General features: G+C 73.5%; 18 protein-coding genes. 8 read left to right on the top strand and 10 right to left on the bottom strand.

Features of this window, described 5'->3' with window-relative positions; genetic code table 11:
- Window positions 1-2: 2 nt before the first annotated feature.
- Genes ACYVJ4_RS08520 through galK form a run of 4 tightly spaced genes read left to right on the top strand, consistent with a single transcriptional unit; the run spans window position 3 to window position 5117 of the window.
- Window positions 3-1991, top strand: coding sequence for a beta-galactosidase (locus ACYVJ4_RS08520; RefSeq protein ID WP_460459693.1), 1989 nt, complete (start codon window positions 3-5; stop codon window positions 1989-1991).
- Window positions 1991-2770 carry a DeoR/GlpR family DNA-binding transcription regulator gene (locus ACYVJ4_RS08515; protein WP_460459692.1) on the top strand — a complete coding sequence of 260 codons (780 nt, stop codon included), beginning with the start codon at window positions 1991-1993 and terminating at the stop codon, window positions 2768-2770. The genes ACYVJ4_RS08520 and ACYVJ4_RS08515 overlap by 1 nt, the downstream gene beginning before the upstream one ends.
- Window positions 2767-3912: a galactose-1-phosphate uridylyltransferase gene (galT, locus tag ACYVJ4_RS08510; protein WP_460459691.1), complete on the top strand. Its 1146-nt coding sequence runs from the start codon at window positions 2767-2769 to the stop codon at window positions 3910-3912. The genes ACYVJ4_RS08515 and galT overlap by 4 nt, the downstream gene beginning before the upstream one ends.
- The gene (gene galK, locus ACYVJ4_RS08505; protein WP_460459690.1) at window positions 3909-5117 is read left to right on the top strand and encodes a galactokinase; all 1209 of its coding nucleotides are present in this window, start codon (window positions 3909-3911) and stop codon (window positions 5115-5117) included. Before galT ends, galK begins: the two co-directional genes overlap by 4 nt.
- Before the next feature lie 8 nt (window positions 5118-5125).
- On the opposite strand, the gene ACYVJ4_RS08500 is transcribed toward galK, so the two are convergent.
- Window positions 5126-5488 (bottom strand): DUF1304 domain-containing protein, encoded by a 363-nt coding sequence (locus ACYVJ4_RS08500; RefSeq protein WP_460459689.1) that lies wholly within the window; start codon window positions 5486-5488, stop codon window positions 5126-5128.
- Between the two features lie 22 nt (window positions 5489-5510).
- A complete protein-coding gene (locus ACYVJ4_RS08495; protein WP_460459688.1) occupies window positions 5511-6032 on the bottom strand; it encodes a DinB family protein in 522 nt (173 codons plus the stop codon).
- Between the two features lie 94 nt (window positions 6033-6126).
- Between ACYVJ4_RS08495 and ACYVJ4_RS08490 the strand changes: the two genes are divergently transcribed.
- Window positions 6127-6444 carry a hypothetical protein gene (locus tag ACYVJ4_RS08490; RefSeq protein WP_460459687.1) on the top strand — a complete coding sequence of 106 codons (318 nt, stop codon included), beginning with the start codon at window positions 6127-6129 and terminating at the stop codon, window positions 6442-6444.
- A gap of 39 nt (window positions 6445-6483) precedes the next feature.
- Here the strand turns inward: ACYVJ4_RS08490 and ACYVJ4_RS08485 are convergent, their stop codons facing one another.
- The 3 genes from ACYVJ4_RS08485 to ACYVJ4_RS08475 all read right to left on the bottom strand — a co-directional run bounded on the left by ACYVJ4_RS08485 (window position 6484) and on the right by ACYVJ4_RS08475 (window position 9180).
- Complete coding sequence (locus tag ACYVJ4_RS08485; RefSeq protein WP_460459686.1) at window positions 6484-7293, bottom strand: exodeoxyribonuclease III; 810 nt, start codon at window positions 7291-7293, stop codon at window positions 6484-6486.
- A 52-nt stretch (window positions 7294-7345) separates the two neighbouring features.
- On the bottom strand, window positions 7346-7810 hold the full coding sequence (locus ACYVJ4_RS08480; RefSeq protein WP_460459685.1) for a CAP domain-containing protein: 465 nt from the start codon (window positions 7808-7810) through the stop codon (window positions 7346-7348).
- 152 nt (window positions 7811-7962) lie between these two features.
- On the bottom strand, window positions 7963-9180 hold the full coding sequence (locus ACYVJ4_RS08475; RefSeq protein ID WP_460459684.1) for an NADP-dependent isocitrate dehydrogenase: 1218 nt from the start codon (window positions 9178-9180) through the stop codon (window positions 7963-7965).
- Window positions 9181-9368: 188 nt separating this feature from the next.
- Here ACYVJ4_RS08475 and aqpZ point away from each other — a divergent pair, with 188 nt between their 5' ends.
- Together aqpZ and ACYVJ4_RS08465 are read left to right on the top strand one after the other, a co-directional pair.
- Entirely contained in the window at window positions 9369-10097 is a 729-nt protein-coding gene (gene aqpZ, locus ACYVJ4_RS08470) for an aquaporin Z (RefSeq protein ID WP_460459683.1), read from the top strand.
- Window positions 10098-10194: 97 nt separating this feature from the next.
- A complete protein-coding gene (locus ACYVJ4_RS08465) occupies window positions 10195-11187 on the top strand; it encodes a malate dehydrogenase (RefSeq protein ID WP_460459682.1) in 993 nt (330 codons plus the stop codon).
- Here ACYVJ4_RS08465 and ACYVJ4_RS08460 read toward each other — a convergent pair.
- Window positions 11184-11450 (bottom strand): DUF3017 domain-containing protein, encoded by a 267-nt coding sequence (locus ACYVJ4_RS08460; protein ID WP_460459681.1) that lies wholly within the window; start codon window positions 11448-11450, stop codon window positions 11184-11186. The two genes, ACYVJ4_RS08465 and ACYVJ4_RS08460, sit on opposite strands and share 4 nt — an antisense overlap.
- Complete coding sequence (locus ACYVJ4_RS08455) at window positions 11447-12304, bottom strand: bifunctional methylenetetrahydrofolate dehydrogenase/methenyltetrahydrofolate cyclohydrolase (RefSeq protein WP_460459680.1); 858 nt, start codon at window positions 12302-12304, stop codon at window positions 11447-11449. Before ACYVJ4_RS08455 ends, ACYVJ4_RS08460 begins: the two co-directional genes overlap by 4 nt.
- A 63-nt stretch (window positions 12305-12367) precedes the next feature.
- Here ACYVJ4_RS08455 and ACYVJ4_RS08450 point away from each other — a divergent pair, with 63 nt between their 5' ends.
- The gene (locus tag ACYVJ4_RS08450; RefSeq protein ID WP_460459679.1) at window positions 12368-13240 is read left to right on the top strand and encodes a hypothetical protein; all 873 of its coding nucleotides are present in this window, start codon (window positions 12368-12370) and stop codon (window positions 13238-13240) included.
- Between the two features lie 36 nt (window positions 13241-13276).
- Here the strand turns inward: ACYVJ4_RS08450 and purH are convergent, their stop codons facing one another.
- From purH to ACYVJ4_RS08435, 3 genes are all read right to left on the bottom strand, one after another.
- Window positions 13277-14902: a bifunctional phosphoribosylaminoimidazolecarboxamide formyltransferase/IMP cyclohydrolase gene (gene purH, locus ACYVJ4_RS08445; RefSeq protein ID WP_460459678.1), complete on the bottom strand. Its 1626-nt coding sequence runs from the start codon at window positions 14900-14902 to the stop codon at window positions 13277-13279.
- A complete protein-coding gene (purN, locus tag ACYVJ4_RS08440) occupies window positions 14899-15531 on the bottom strand; it encodes a phosphoribosylglycinamide formyltransferase (protein ID WP_460459677.1) in 633 nt (210 codons plus the stop codon). The genes purH and purN overlap by 4 nt, the downstream gene beginning before the upstream one ends.
- Window positions 15532-15555: 24 nt before the next feature.
- A partial coding sequence (locus tag ACYVJ4_RS08435) for a cell division protein PerM (RefSeq protein ID WP_460459676.1) occupies window positions 15556-16201 on the bottom strand: 646 nt, incomplete at its 5' end.

The raw sequence follows: 16201 nt of genomic DNA, 5'->3' as shown, positions 1-16201 counted from the left end.
CCATGCGCAGCTGGCCGACGAGGTCCCTGGCCCTGGGGGGCGACTACAACCCCGAGCAGTGGCCGCGCGAGGTGTGGGACGACGACGTGCGGCTGATGGCCGAGGCCGGCGTCACCTTCGCGACGGTCGCCGTCTTCTCGTGGTCGCTCCTCGAACCCGAACCGGGACGCTTCGAGACCGGGTGGCTGGACGACGTCCTCGACCTGCTCCACCAGCACGACATCGCGGTCGACCTCGCCACGGCCACGGCATCACCGCCGCCCTGGATGCTGCAGCTCGACCCGACGCTGCTGCCCGAGCTCGCCGACGGCAGCCGGCTGTGGCCGGGCGGCCGGCAGGCCTACTGCCCGAGCTCGGCGACGTACCGCGAGCGCTCGCTGCAGCTGGTCGAGCACCTGGCCACGCGCTACCACGACCACCCGGCGGTGGCCCTGTGGCACGTGGGCAACGAGTACGCGTGCCACAACGTCCCGTGCTACTGCGACCGGTGCGCCGCCGGCTTCCGCCGCTGGCTGGAGCGCCGGTACGGCGATGTCGACGCGATGAACGACGCCTGGGGCACGAACTTCTGGAGCCAGCGGTACACGTCGTTCGACCAGGTGCTCCCGCCGCGTCAGGCCCCGACGGTGAGCAACCCGACGCAGATGCTCGACTACCGCCGCTTCACGAGCGACACGGTGCTCGAGCTGTTCACCGCCGAGCGGGACGTCCTGCACCGGCTCTCGCCCGGCGTGCCCGTGACGACGAACTTCATGACGCTCAACCACTTCCGGCACCTCGACTACTTCCAGTGGGGTCCGGAGCAGGACGTCGTCAGCACCGACCACTACGTCGTGGCCGCAGAGCCGGACGCCGAGGCCGAGCTGTCGTTCAGCGGCGACCTCACGCGCGGCATCGCGGGTGGCAAGCCGTGGCTGCTGATGGAGCACTCCACGAGCGCGGTGAACTGGCAGCCGGTCAACCACGCCAAGACGCCCGGCACCATGCTGCGCAACAGCCTCGCCCACGTCGCGCACGGCGCCGACGCCCTCGGCTTCTTCCAGTGGCGCGCGTCGAGGGCCGGGGCGGAGAAGTTCCACTCCGGGCTCGTCCCGCACGCCGGCACCGACACCCGCCTGTGGCGCGAGGTCGTGCAGCTCGGCGAGGTGTGCAGCCGGCTGGCCGAGGTCGTCGGCACCCAGGTCGAGGCCGACGTCGCCGTGCTGTGGGACTACCAGGCGGGCTGGGCGTGCGACCAGGACTCGCACCCGAGCTCAATGGTGCGCTACGGCGACACGGCCCACGCCGTCCACCGGGCGCTGCGCGAGCGCGGTATCACTGCCGACGTCGTGCACCCCGACGCCGACCTGCAGGGCTACCGGCTCGTCGTCGTCCCGACCCTGTACTCGTGCACCGACGCGCAGGCCGCGTCCGTGCGCGCGGCGGCCGAGGCGGGCGCCACCGTCCTCGTCACCTACTTCTCGGGCATCGTCGACCAGCACGACCACATCCGCCTCGGTGGCTACCCGGGCGCGTTCGCCGACCTGCTCGGCGTGCGCGTCGAGGAGTTCGCACCGCTGGACGCCGGACAGACCGTCACGCTGGACGACGGCTCCACCGGCTCGCTGTGGACCGAGCACCTGCACCTCGACGGCGCCAAGGCCGTGGCGTCGTTCGCCGACGGCCCGGTGCCCGGCGTCCCGGCGATCACCCGGCACGAGATCGGCCACGGCGTCGCCTGGTACCTGGCCACCTCGCTGGACGACGACGGGCTGCGGTCGCTGGTCGGCTCCCTCGTCGAGGAGGCCGGCGTCAGCGCGGCGGCGGAGGCACCGCGAGGCGTCGAGCTGGTGCGGCGCAGCGGATCTGGCCGGTCGTACCTGTTCACGCTGAACCACTCCGGCGCCGAGGCGACGGTCGCGACGTCGGGGCACGACCTCGTGACCGACCAGCCCGTCGGCGGCTCGCTCGTCCTCGCCCCCGGAGCCGTCGCCGTGGTGCGGGAGGGCTGATGCTCGCCCGGCAGCGCCAGGAGCGCATCCTCACCGAGGTCCGCCGGCACGGCGGTGCGCGCGTCTCCGACCTGGTCGACCTGCTGGGCGTCAGCGACATGACCGTGCGCCGCGACATCGAGACCCTGGCCCGCCAGGAGCTGGTGCTCCGCGTGCACGGGGGCGCGACCGCGGTCGAGGAACGCAGCAGCGACGAGCCAGGGTTCGCCGCGAAGTCGGGTCTGGCGCTCGCCGAGAAGTCCGCGATCGCCTCTGCTGCAGCGCGTCTGGTGCAGCCGGGGGCCTCGATCGCGCTGTCGGCGGGCACGACGACGTACGCGGTCGCGCGCGAGCTCGTCGACGTCGAGGACCTCACCGTGGTGACGAACTCGCCGCCGGTGGCCGACCTGCTGCACGAGCGCCCGGCGCGCGGGCGCACCGTCGTCCTCACCGGTGGCACCCGCACGCCGTCCAACGCGCTGGTGGGTCCGGTCGCCGTGCGCGCGCTGCAGGACCTGCACGTCGACACGCTGCTGCTCGGCGTCCACGGCCTGGACGAGCGCGCAGGCGTCACGACCCCCAACCTGGCCGAGGCCGAGACGAACCAGGCGCTGGTCGGCAGCGCGCGCCGCGTGGTCGTGGTCGCCGACCACTCCAAGTGGAACGTGGTCGGACTGGCCGGCATCGCCGCGCTCGACCGGGTCGACGTCCTGGTCACCGACTCGGGCTTGAACCGCAAGGCCCGCCGCACGCTCGAGAACCTGGTCGGCGAGCTGGTCGTGGCGGAGGTCGACGGATGAGCAGCACGGTGACGGTGCGGCGCACCACCGGCCACCTCCATGACGGCCGCGAGATCATCTACTACGACGACACCCCGCCCTACGTCGACGGCTCGGCCACCCGCGAGCTGCACGACTCGCGGCCGCCTGCGGCGCCCGAGCACGCCGGCCAGATGCGGTTCGACCCGCTGAGCGGCTCGTGGGTCGCGATCGCCGCGCACCGCATGGACCGCGCGTTCATGCCACCGGCCGACGAGTGCCCGCTCTGCCCCACCGGTCGCGGCACGGTGCCGTCCGAGATCCCCGCCGACGACTACGACGTGGTCGTCTTCGAGAACAAGTCGCCGAGCTTCTCGCCGCGGGTGGACGGCACGCCGGGCCAGGTGACGCTGCTCGACGGCGAGCCGCTGTGGCCGACGATGCCGGCCTTCGGTCGTTGCGAGGTGCTCTGCTTCACGAGCGACCACAGCTCGACGTTCGCGGACCTGACCGAGGCCCGTGCCCGCACCGTGGTCGAGACCTGGGTCGACCGCACCCGCGAGCTCGGCGAGGTGCCCGGGGTCGAGCAGGTCTTCTGCTTCGAGAACCGCGGCCGCGAGATCGGCGTGACGCTCACCCACCCGCACGGCCAGATCTACGCCTACCCGTGGGTGACGCCGCGCACCGAGCGCATCCTCACCCTCGCTCGTGAGCACCGGGCCCGCACCGGCGGCAACCTGCTGCGCGACGTCCTGGACGCCGAGCGGCGGGCTGGCGAGCGCGTCGTGGTCGTCGGCGAGCACTGGACGGCGTACGTGCCGGCCGCCGCGCGCTGGCCGGTCGAGGTGCACCTGGCCCCGCACCGCGACGTCCCCGACCTGCCGGCACTGGACGGCGACGAGCGCGACGAGCTGGCGCGGGTCTACCTCGACCTGCTGCGCCGGCTCGACCGGTTCCACACGGGTGCGGACGGCGAGCCGGTGCGGCTGCCGTACATCGCCGGGTGGCACCAGGCGCCGGTGCACGAGGGGCGCGACCTGGCCCGGCTGCACCTGCAGATCACCTCGGTGCTGCGCGCGCCCGGCAAGCTGAAGTACCTGGCCGGGTCCGAGTCCGGCATGGGGGCGTGGGTGAACGACGCCACGCCCGAGCAGATCGCGGCGCGGCTGCGGGAGGTCGCGTGAGCGACGGCCCGCGGTGGTACCCGGTGCACGACGAGCAGCAGCGGGCCACCGAGGTCGCCGACGCCTTCGAACGCCGGACGGGCCGGGCGCCCGCCGGGGTGTGGGCGTCCCCCGGACGCGTGAACCTGATCGGCGAGCACACGGATTACAACGGTGGTCTCTGCCTGCCGATCGCGTTGCCGCAGAGCACCTTCGTGGCAGCGACCGCGCTCGACGGCCGCGTGGTCGCGACCAGTGCTCAGCGTGCTGACGAACCGGTCGACATCGCGCTGGACGACGTCGGGCCGGGCCAGCCGGACGGGTGGGGCGGCTACGTCGCGGGCGCCGTGGCGATGTTGCGAGTCGCTGCGGCACAGCCGGTCTCAGGCCTGGAGGCGCTCGTCGACAGCGACGTCCCGGTGGGTAGCGGGCTGTCGTCGTCCGCGGCGCTGTCGTGCTCGACGGTGCTCGCGGCCGACGAGCTGAGCGGTACTGGGTGGGCGGCGGACGACGCCGGCCGGTCGCGTCTCGTCGACGTGTGCGTCCGGGCGGAGAACGAGGTGGCGCAGGCCGCCACCGGTGGCATGGACCAGGCGGCGTCGCTGCGCGCACGGGCCGGGCACGCACTGCTGCTCGACTGCCGGTCGGGCGAGGTCGAGCACGTGCCGCTCGACGTCGAGGCGGCCGGGCTGGCGCTCGTCGTCGTCGACACGCGCGCCGAGCACGAGCACTCGGGCGGCGAGTACGCCCTGCGCCGAGCGGGTTGCGAGGCAGCCGCTCGAGCCCTCGGCGTCGCGACCCTGCGCGAGGTCGCCGACCAGCCGCTCGACGAGACGCTCGCCCGGCTCGACGACCCGGCGCTGCACCCGCTGGTGCGGCACGTCGTGAGCGAGATCGGGCGCGTGCACGAGCTGGTGTCGTTGCTGCGCAACGGATCCGTGGCGTCGGCCGGCCCACTGCTGGACGCCTCGCACGCGTCGTTGCGCGACGACTACCGGGTGTCGGCGCGCGAGCTCGACCTCGCCGTCGAGACCGCCCGAGCGGCGGGTGCCCTGGGCGCGCGGATGACGGGCGGCGGCTTCGGCGGGTCGGCAGTGGCGCTGGTGCCGGCCGACCAGGTCGACGAGGTCGCAGCCGGGGTGCACGACGCGTTCGCGCGGGAAAGGTTGCGGTCCCCCGCGTTCCTGCTCGCCAGCCCGTCGACGTCCGGGCACCGGGTGCGCTGACGCGCAGGTCAGCGCGCGAGCAGCACCACGACGAGCGCGACGACGGCGGGGACGGTCTGCACGACGAGGATCCGGCGGCTGACGGTGGCCGCGCCGTACAGCCCGGCGACCGCGACGCAGGCGAGGAAGAACGTCTCGACCTGCCAGCTCAACGGGTCGTTCGCCAGCAAGCCCCAGACCAGGCCGGCGACGAGGAAACCGTTGTAGAGCCCCTGGTTCGCGGCGAGCGTGGCCGTCTCCTCGGCGAACTCCTTCGTGGTGCCGAAGGCCGCGCGGCCCCGCGGCGTGCGCCACAGGAACATCTCGAGGACGACGATGTAGACGTGGATCAGCGCGACGAGCGCGACGAGGACCTGCCCGAGGGTGTGCACGCGCCGATCGTAGAGCGCGCGATCACCGGGCGGCGTCGTCCTCGCCGGTGGAACCGTCGACCAGCTCGCGCGCGACGTCCAGGTGCCCGGCGTGGCGGGCGTACTCCTGCAGCACGTGGAACAGGATCGCCTGCAGCGTGGCGGGCGGGCGGCCCTCGAAGCGCGGGCCGTCCGGCGCCACGTCGGTGAGCTCGGCCGCCTCGACGATCTCGCGCGTCCGGCGGCCGCCGGCCCGCAGCCGCTCGACCAGCGACTCGAGCGTCTCGGACGGCGCCACGTACCAGCGGTCGTCAAAGGCGTCGCCGAACGGCTCGTCCACCGCCTCGCCCAGGAATCCCCAGACGAACCACCGCCGCTCCATGAAGACCAGGTGCTTGACCAGCTCGACGGGCGACCACCCGGAGGGCAGCCGGCTCGCGCGCAGGTCGTCGTCCGAGAGGCCGGACACCTTGTCGACGACCACCTCGCGGTAGAAGTCGAGGTAGCGCAAGAACGTCGCACGCACGTCGGTCGTCGGTCCCGGGTCGGGCAGCAACGGGCTCATCCCCCGACCCTAGCCACGACGACGCCTCGCCCCAGCAGTCGGTCGGTAGCCTCGAGGCCTTCCCGCACCCGACGTCCGACCGGAGGAACCACCCGTGACCGACCGGCCCGAGATCGTCTGCATCTGCGGCTCGACGCGGTTCGTCGACGAGATGGCCGAGGCGAACCGAGACCTGACCTTCGCCGGCGCGATCGTGGTGGCGCCCGGCGTGTTCGGGCACTCCCGGGACGCCGCCACGACGATCACCGCCGAGCAGAAGGTCGCGCTCGACGCGCTGCACCTGAGCAAGATCGACCTCGCCGACCGGGTGCTCGTCGTCAACCCGGGCGGGTACGTCGGTGAATCCACCAGCCGCGAGATCGAGCATGCCCGCGTCACCGGCAAGCCGGTCTCCTTCACCCATCCCGCCTGAAGCAGGCACCAGCGCTCGGGCGAGTGCCCTGCGTCCGCGTCAGAGGTCGTAGTCGACGGTGACGGCGGCGTGGTCGCTCCACCGCTCCGCGTACGAACCAGCCCGCCCGATCTCGACCTTCACCGCCCGAGCCGCGAGCTCGGACGTCGCCAGCTGGTAGTCGATCCGCCAGCCGCTGTCGTTGTCGAACGCCTGACCGCGCCACGACCACCACGTGTACGGCCCGGGCCCTTCGCCGGCCAGCGCACGTGTCACGTCGACGTACCCGCCGCGCCTCGACGTCCACCGGTCGAGGTACGCGCGCTCCTCGGGCAGGAACCCGGCCTTGCGCAGGTTGCCGCGCCAGTTGCGCAGGTCCGCCTCGCGGTGGGCGATGTTGAGGTCGCCCATGACGACGGCATGAGAGGCGTTGCGGCGCAAGGCCCCCAGCCGACGTCCCATGGCGTCGAGGAAGCGCTGCTTGTACGCCTGCCGCGGCGTGCCGGCCCCGCCGGTCGGCACGTAGACCGACGCGACGGTCAGCAGCCCGCCGTCGGACGTCGGCAGGTCGGCCTCGACCCAGCGCCCGCAGGCGTCGAACTCGCGCCGCCCCACCACCGCGCGCGCGGCGAGCGGCTCGGCGCGGCTCAGCACCGCGACGCCGCAGCGACCGGGCGACGAGCAGGCCGCGTGCGCGACGTGCCAGCCCGCGAACGGACCGTCGGCGAGGAGCGCGCGGAGCGTGCCGTCGTCCGCCCGCACCTCCTGCAGGCACAGGACGTCGGGCTCCTGGGCGGCCAACCACGTCAGGCCCCCGCGGCGGGCGGCGGCCCGCACCCCGTTGACGTTGGCGGACACGACGCGCAGCACGCGTCCATCCTGCCGTGCCGGCTGACCGAGGCGTCAGCCGGCCGTCACGGGGTCACGGACGGATGAAGTCCGCGACCGTGGTGCAGTAGCGCGACGAGCACGTCGTGGCGACGCCGATCTGGGTCACGCGCGAGTCCAGGATGTTCGCCCGGTGGCCGGACGAGTTCATCCAGAGCTGGACGATCGCGGTGGACGACGTGTGCGTGCCGGCGCGGACGATGTTCTCCGACGCGCGGGTCGCACCGCAGCCGTTCATGATCGGGCCGAGCGACTGGTGGTAGATCGAGCTCGAGTACCGCAGCTTGCTGGCCAGCGACTCGGCGTACCGGTCGGGGCAGTAGCGGTAGCTCAGCGGACGCAGGTGGTGCAGCGCGCGCTGGTAGTTGATCGATCGGACCACGTTGGACTCGTAGGTGCCGGTGTACGCCGAGGACATGGCCTGGGCGGGGCTGGCAGCGGCGACGCCGACCACGCCGGCAGCGCCGACGGTGAGGGCCACGAGGCCGCGCGAAATCACGTTGTGTAGTGCAGGCATGGACATAGGGTAAACGGGTGACACCCGAATTGACTAGTCCTGACTTCGCACAGCGTGAGACCACCACTACGCACAGCAGCGGCGCGGTACCCCTGAGGGGTACCGCGCCGCGGCGTTGACCTGCGAGAACGCGCTCAGCCCTGGGCGGCCTGCAGGTTCTCGTCGAGGGCTGCGAGGAACTCCTCGGTGGTCAGGAACGGCTGGTCCTTGCTGACCAGCAGGGCCAGGTCCTTGGTCATCTTGCCGCTCTCGACGGTCTCGACGCAGACCCGCTCGAGCGTCTCGGCGAAGGCCGTCACCTCGGGCGTCCCGTCGAGCTTGCCGCGGTGCTTCAGGCCACCGGTCCACGCGAAGATCGAGGCGATCGGGTTGGTGGACGTCGGCTTGCCGGCCTGGTGCTGGCGGTAGTGCCGGGTCACCGTGCCGTGCGCCGCCTCGGCCTCGACGGTCTTGCCGTCCGGCGTCATGAGCACCGACGTCATCAGGCCCAGCGAGCCGAAGCCCTGCGCGACGGTGTCGGACTGGACGTCGCCGTCGTAGTTCTTGCAGGCCCAGACGTAGCCGCCCTCCCACTTCATCGCCGCGGCGACCATGTCGTCGATCAGGCGGTGCTCGTAGGTCAGGCCGGCCTCGTCGAAGTCGGCCTTGAACTCCTCGGTGTAGATGCGCTCGAAGGTGTCCTTGAACTGGCCGTCGTACGCCTTGAGGATCGTGTTCTTGGTCGACATGTAGACCGGGTAGCCGCGCTGCAGGCCGTAGCTGAGCGACGCGCGCGCGAAGTCCTCGATCGACTTGTTGAAGTTGTACATGCCCATGGCCACGCCGCCGTCGGCACCGAAGTTCGCGACGGTCTGCTGGATCGGCTCGGAGCCGTCCTCGGGCGTGAAGGTGATGGTCAGCTGACCCGCGCCGGGCACCTTGAAGTTGGTGGCCTTGTACTGGTCGCCGTGGGCGTGGCGGCCGATGATGATCGGCTTGGTCCAGCCCGGCACCAGCCGCGGGATGTTGCTGATGATGATCGGCTCGCGGAAGACGACGCCGCCGAGGATGTTGCGGATCGTGCCGTTCGGCGAGACCCACATCTTCTTCAGGCCGAACTCCTCGACCCGCGCCTCGTCCGGCGTGATGGTGGCGCACTTGACGCCGACGCCGTGCTCCTTGATGGCGTTCGCGGCGTCGACGGTGATCTGGTCGTCGGTGGCGTCGCGGCTCTCGATGCCGAGGTCGTAGTACTTCAGGTCGACGTCGAGGTAGGGGTGGATCAGGCGGTCCTTGATGAACTGCCAGATGATCCGGGTCATCTCGTCGCCGTCGAGCTCGACGACGGGCTGGGCGACCTTGATCTTCGCCATGGGGGTGCCTCCGCTGGTGTGATCGTTTGACGTCAAGATATCGGCTGCCGGGTCGGGGCACCAGCGCGGGTCCTGCGCGTCGGTGCGTGCGCCCAAGATCATCCGCGGTCTACCGTGGCAGGGCAGCGGCCGGGCCCGCGGCCGTCCTCTGGGGTGGAGGTCACGTCATGGCAGTCCCTGGTCCCACGATGCGCGCACGGCTCGGCGCCGAGGCGCTCGGCACCTTCTGGCTGGTCCTGGGCGGGTGCGGCACCGCCGTCCTCGCCGCCGGTTTCCCGGACGTCGGCGTCGGCCTGCTCGGCGTCGCCCTGGCCTTCGGCCTCACCGTGCTGACCATGGCGTACGCGGTCGGCCACGTCAGCGGCGGCCACTTCAACCCGGCCGTCACCGTCGGGCTGGCCGTGGCCCGGCGGTTCGCCTGGCGCGACGTCCTGCCGTACGTCGTGACCCAGGTCGTCGCCGCGACGCTGGCCGGCGCGGTGCTGCTCGTCGTCGCCAGCGGCCAGGACGGGTTCGACCGCAAGGCGTCCGGCTTCGCGGCCAACGGCTTCGGCGACCACAGCCCCGGCGGGTACTCGCTGCTCGCCGCGCTGGTCACCGAGGTGGTGCTGACCGCCTTCTTCCTCTACGTCATCCTCGGCACCACCGACACCCGCGCCCCCAAGGGGTTCGCGCCCATCGGCATCGGGCTGGCGCTCACGCTGATCCACCTGATCTCGATCCCGGTGACCAACACGTCGGTCAACCCCGCGCGCTCCACCGGTGTCGCGTGGTTCGGCGACTCGTGGGCGCTCGGGCAGCTCTGGCTGTTCTGGCTGGCGCCGCTGGTGGGCGCCGCGATCGCGGGGACCACCTACGCCGCCATCACCGGCAGCACGCGCGACGTCGTCCCGCTGCAGGAGGCCACCGAGGCCTGAGCGGCCCACCCTGGGGAGGCAAGCCCGCCGAACCCCTTGCTAGCGTCGGCGCCGACCTCGAGGTCGAGAAGCAGCCGCCGTCGCGAAGGAGCACGCCGTGAGCACCACCCCCGTCAAGGTCGCCGTCACCGGAGCCGCCGGGCAGATCGGCTACAGCCTGCTCTTCCGCATCGCCAGCGGCTCGCTGCTCGGCCCGGACACCCCGGTCGAACTGCGACTGCTCGAGATCACGCCCGCCCTCGGTGCGCTCGAGGGCGTCGTCATGGAGCTCGACGACTGCGCCTTCCCGCTGCTCAGCAAGGTCGAGATCGGCGACGACCCGAACACCGTGTTCGACGGCGTGAACCTCGCCCTGCTGGTCGGCGCCCGCCCGCGCACCAAGGGCATGGAGCGCGGCGACCTGCTGGAGGCCAACGGCGCGATCTTCACCGGCCAGGGCAAGGCGCTCAACGACGTCGCGGCCGACGACCTCAAGGTCGTCGTCACCGGCAACCCGGCCAACACCAACGCGCTCATCGCCATGCACAACGCGCCGGACGTGCCGAACCAGCGCTTCACCGCGCTGACGCGCCTCGACCACAACCGCGCGATCGCCCAGCTGGCCGCCAAGACCGGCGCCGCCGTCTCCGAGATCCGCAAGATGACGATCTGGGGCAACCACTCCGCCACGCAGTACCCCGACCTGTTCCACGCCGAGGTGCGCGGCGAGAACGCGGCCGCCGCCGTCGACGACCAGGCGTGGCTCGAGAACGACTTCATCCCGACCGTGCAGAAGCGCGGCGCCGCGATCATCGAGGCGCGCGGCTCGTCGTCCGCGGCCAGCGCCGCCAACGCGACGGTCGACCACGCGCGCGACTGGTTCGCCGGCACCGCCGAGGGCGACTGGACGTCGATGGCCGTGCCGAGCGACGGCAGCTACGGCGTGCCCGAGGGCCTAATCTCCTCGTTCCCCGTGACCATCTCGGGCGGCGAGTACTCGATCGTGCAGGGCCTCGAGATCGACGACTTCTCGCGCGGGCGCATCGACGCGAGCGCCGCCGAGCTGGCCGAGGAGCGCGACGCCGTGAAGGGCCTCGGCCTGATCGGCTAGACCGACAGCTTGATCGTGGCCGCGAGGGTGGCCGCCGCCACGGCGGCGGCCGCCAGCAGCACGACGTCCACCAGCCGCGACCGGACGGCGATCGCGCCCACCGCGCGACTGGGCAGCAGCAGGCGCAGCACCGCGACGGCGCCGAGCGTCGCCGCGAGCACGTAGCCGGCGGCCCGCAGCTCGTCGAGCGTCACGGCCACCACGGCGGCGGCGACGCCCAGCGGCAGCACCAGCCACGGCCCCAGCAGCCGCGGCGTCTTCACGACGCGCGCTCGGCGGCCTGCACGACGTTGCTCAGCAGCATGGCCCGCGTCATCGGGCCGACGCCGCCGGGGTTGGGGCTGACCCACCCGGCGACCTCGGCGACGTCCGCCGCGACGTCGCCGGCCACGCGGGACTTCCCGTCGTCGCCGACGCGCCGGCTCACGCCGACGTCCAGGACGGCGGCACCGGGCTTGACCATGTCGGCCGTCACGAGGTCGGGGACGCCGGCTGCCGCGACGACGACGTCGGCCCGGCGGACGGCGGCGGCGAGGTCGCGGGTCCCGGTGTGGCACAGGGTCACCGTGGAGTTCTCGCTGCGGCGGGTGAGCATCAGCCCGAGGGGACGCCCGACGGTGATGCCCCGCCCGATGATGCACACCTCAGCACCGGCGAGCTCGACGTCGTACCGGCGCAGCAGCTCGATGATGCCCGCCGGCGTGCACGGCACCGGGGCGGGCTTGCCGAGCGTCAGCCAGCCGAGGTTGACGGGGTGCAGGCCGTCGACGTCCTTGTCGGGGTCGACGCGCGCGAGGATCGCGAACTCGTCGAGGCCGGTGGGCTGCTGCACCAGGAACGCGGTGCAGGCGGGGTCGGCGTTGAGCTCGTCGACCACGGCCTCGACCTCGGCCTGCGAGGTGCCGGCGGCCAGCTCGCGCTGGATGCTGGAGATGCCGATCTCGGCGCAGTCCCGGTGCTTGGCGTTGACGTACCAACGGCTGCCGGGGTCGTCGCCGACGAGCACCGTGCCGAGCCCGGGGACGACGCCGCGCTCGCGCAGGGCCGCGACCCGCACCGCCAGCTCGCTCTTGATCTGCGCCAGGGTGGCCTTGCCGTCGAGGACGCGTGCGGGCATGCGTGCATCCTTCCACGGCCCGATCACCTCAAGTCCGAGGCCCGCGGTGTCGAGGGGGGGGTGGTGGAGGAGTGCGCGCCCGCGGACGTCCCCGCGGCCGCCGCGCCGCCGGACGACGCACCGTGCTGGTCGGGCGACTGGCACCGCGTGCCGGGCCTGACCGACGTCTGGGCGCAGGCGGCCCTCGCGCGCACGGTCGCCACGCTCCCCCGCCTGCACCCGTGGCGGCTCGGCGACAGCAAGGGGTCCGCACGCCAGCTGCAGTGGGTCGCTCAGGACGCCTCGTCGTCCGCGCTCGGCGTGCTGGCCGTGACGGCGCGCGACCCCGAGCTCGACGCCGCGGACGTCGACGGCCACCCGGCCGTCGTCCTGACCGCGTGGGCGCTCGACCGCGTCGGGCGGGCCGTCGCCGGCGAGGCGCCGCAGTGGGCCGGGGCCGTCGTACGGCTGCCCGGCACGTGGCTGCCCGGCGTGGCGCTGCTGCCGCGCGCGCTGCGCGACCTCGACGACCCGGCGACGACGTGGCCGACCGAGTCGCTGGACTTCTCCGGGCGCTGGTCGGTGCACGCGAGCGCCGTGCGGGTGGCCGCCGACCTGCTGACGCCCGCCGTCATCGCGGCCGCCCTCGACCACGTGCCGCCGCTCAGCGCCGTGACCGTCGCCGGGGACGCGCTGCACGTCTGGTGGCCCTACCGCGGCGACGCGCTGCGCCAGGTCGGTCGGGTGGCGCGGGCCGGGCGGGCGGCACGGCGGTTGGCCGACGCCTTCCCGCACTTCGTGCTCGCCGACCACCCGGACCGCAGCGACGAGGTCGAGCGCGGCCTCGACGAGCGCCGCGAGGCCGCCGTGGCGTACCGGGCCTCCCGACGTCCGGGACGCTCGGTCGACCCGGTGCTGCAGCGGATCTACGACCAGGCGCGCGGCACCCAGGCCTGACCCGACGCCTGCCGACGCCCGCCGAGGTCAGCCGGGTCAGTGGGCGAAGTGGCGCGTTCCCGTGAGGTAGAGGGTGACGCCGGCGGCGCGGGCCGCGTCGACGACCTCGGCGTCGCGGATCGAGCCACCCGGCTGGACGACGGCCCGCACCCCCGCGTCGAGCAGCACCTGCAGCCCGTCGGCGAAGGGGAAGAAGGCGTCGGACGCCGCGACCGAGCCGGCCGCCCGCTCCGCCCCGGCGCGCGAGACGGCGAGCCGGCAGGAGTCGACCCGGTTGACCTGCCCCATGCCGACGCCCACGCTGGCGCCGTCCTTGGCCAGCAGGATCGCGTTCGAGCGCACCGCACGCACCGCCGTCCAGGCGAAGGCGAGGTCGGCCAGCAGCGCGTCGCCAGCGGGCTCGCCGCACGCGAGGGTCCAGGACGTCGGGTCGTCGCCCCCGGTGGTGGTGCCGTGGTCGTCGGTGACGACGGCGTCGACCCGGTCGCCGGTCTGCACGAGCAGCCCGCCGCTCACCTGGCGCAGCTCGACCGAGTCGCGGCCGTAGCCGTCGGGCAGCTCGAGCAGGCGCACGGCCTTCTTGCGGGTCAGCACCTCGTAGGCGTCGGCCTCGAACGCCGGCGCCACCACGACCTCGGTGAAGACGTCGGCCAGCTGCTCGGCCATGGCCAGCGTCACCGGGCGGTTGGCGGCCACGACGCCGCCGTACGCCGACACCGGGTCGCACGCGTGCGCCTTGCGGTGCGCCTCGGCCACGTCGGCGCCGATTGCGATGCCGCAGGGGTTGGCGTGCTTGATGATCGCGACGGCCGGCTGGTCGAGGTCGAACGCGGCGCGCAGGGCGGCGTCGGCGTCGACGTAGTTGTTGTACGACATCTCCTTGCCGTGCAACGGGGTCGCCTGCGCGATGCCCGGCGCGGCATCCGGGTCGACGTACAGCGCGGCCTGCTGGTGCGGGTTCTCGCCGTACCGCAGCGTCGCCGCCCGCTCGAGCGCGAGGCCCGCGTACGCCGGCCACCAGCTCGGGTCGTCGTCCAGCTCCTGGGCGCACCACTCGGCCACGGCCTTGTCGTACGACGCGGTGTGCGCAAAGGCGCGCGCAGCCAGCCGGCGACGGGCGGCGAGGTCGAAACCGCCGCCCTGCAACGCGTCCAGCACCTTCGGGTAGTCCGACGGGTCGGTGACGATCGCGACGCTCGCGTGGTTCTTGGCGGCGGCGCGCACCATCGACGGACCGCCGATGTCGATCTGCTCGACGACGTCCTCGAGCCCCGCGCCCGAGGCGACGGTCTCGCGGAACGGGTACAGGTTGCCCACGACCAGGTCGAACGGCTCGACGCCGAGCTCGGACAGCTGGCGCACGTGGTCGTCGTTGCGGCGGTCGGCCAGGATCCCGGCGTGCACCTTGGGGTGCAACGTCTTCACCCGTCCGTCGAGGCACTCGGGGAAGCCGGTGAGCTCCTCGACCTGGGTCACCGGCACGCCCGCGGCGGCGATGCGTCCGGCGGTCGAGCCGGTCGACACGATGGCGACGCCGGCGGCGTGCAGGCCGGTGGCGAGGTCCTCCAGCCCGGTCTTGTCGTAGACCGAGACGAGTGCCCGGCGGATCGGACGTCGTCCGGCGTCGTCGGTGGCCGACGAGGTCTGCGCGGTCTCGCTCACGGGATGGTGACCCTTCTGTCGTGGACGGTCCAGCCCTCGCGCGCCATGCGCCCGACGGCGTCGACGAGCATGGCGCGCTCGACGACCTTGATGCGTTCGTGCAGGGTCTCGACGTCGTCGTCGTCGCGGACGTCGACGGCGCGCTGCGCGACGATCGCCCCGGTGTCGACGCCCTCGTCGACGACGAACAGCGTCGCGCCGGTGACCTTCACGCCGTGGGCGAGCGCGTCGGCCGCGCCGTGCATGCCCGGGAACGACGGCAGCAGCGCCGGGTGCGTGTTGACGTACCGGCCGCCGAAGCGCTCGAGGAACGCCGGGCCCGCCAGCTTCATGAAGCCGGCCGAGACGACGAGGTCGGGCTCGTGGGCGGCGACGAGGTCGGCCAGCTCGCGGTCCCAGCTGTCGCGGTCTACGGCGTCCGCGACCCGGCGCACGAAGGTCGGCAGCCCAGCCCGCTCGGCGCGGGCCAGCCCCTCGATCCCCGGCCGGTCGGCGCCCACGGCCACCACCTGCGCGCCGTACGCGGGGTCGGCGCACGCGTCGAGCAGCGCCTGCAGGTTGGTGCCGGCGCCCGAGACGAGCACGACCAGGCGCGCGGGCGGGCGCGGATCGGCGCCGACGGACGTCACGGACGACGAGCGTAACGGCGCGGGTCAGGCCGACCGACGGCGGTACGCGGCCCAGCCGGCGACCGCGGCACCGGCGGCCAGCTCGCCGGCCAGCGCGAGCGCCACCCGCCAGGGCGAGGGACCGACGGCCGCGAGCGATCCCGGCCCCGCCGCGCCTCCGCTCAGCGCCACCAGAGCGGTCAGCACGAGCACCGTCGTCACGACGGCGGTGAGGGCGTCGGCCACCGCGTCGAGCGGGCCGTCGTGCTCGCGGCCGGACCGGGTGACGGCGCGGTAGCCGACCACCATCCCGACCAGCACCGGCACGACGACGACCGCGACGAACGGCGTGGGCAGCGCACCCGGCGGCGGCACCGCGCCCAGCACCGGCACCAGCGGCAGCAGCCCGAGGTCGGACCCGCCCGGCGTCACGAGGGTGCCGGTGCCCAGCGCGAAGCCCGGACCGGCCACGAAGCCCAGCGCCCACAGCGCGAGGTTCGGCAGCAGCGCGAGCTGCCCCAGCGACAGCACGGCGCCGCCGACCACGCCGGGGTCGAGGGCCCGGTGCAGCGCGAGCACGCGGTCGAGGTGCACGACGAGGGCGGCGAGCAGCAGCAGCGCACCCGCGGCCACCAGGGCCGCGGCCCCGATGCCTGCGGCGGGCGTGGTGCGGCGCACGCGCTCGCGCAGG

Source organism: Angustibacter peucedani, from assembly GCF_054779595.1.
This window is presented reverse-complemented; position numbering and strand designations above follow the sequence as displayed.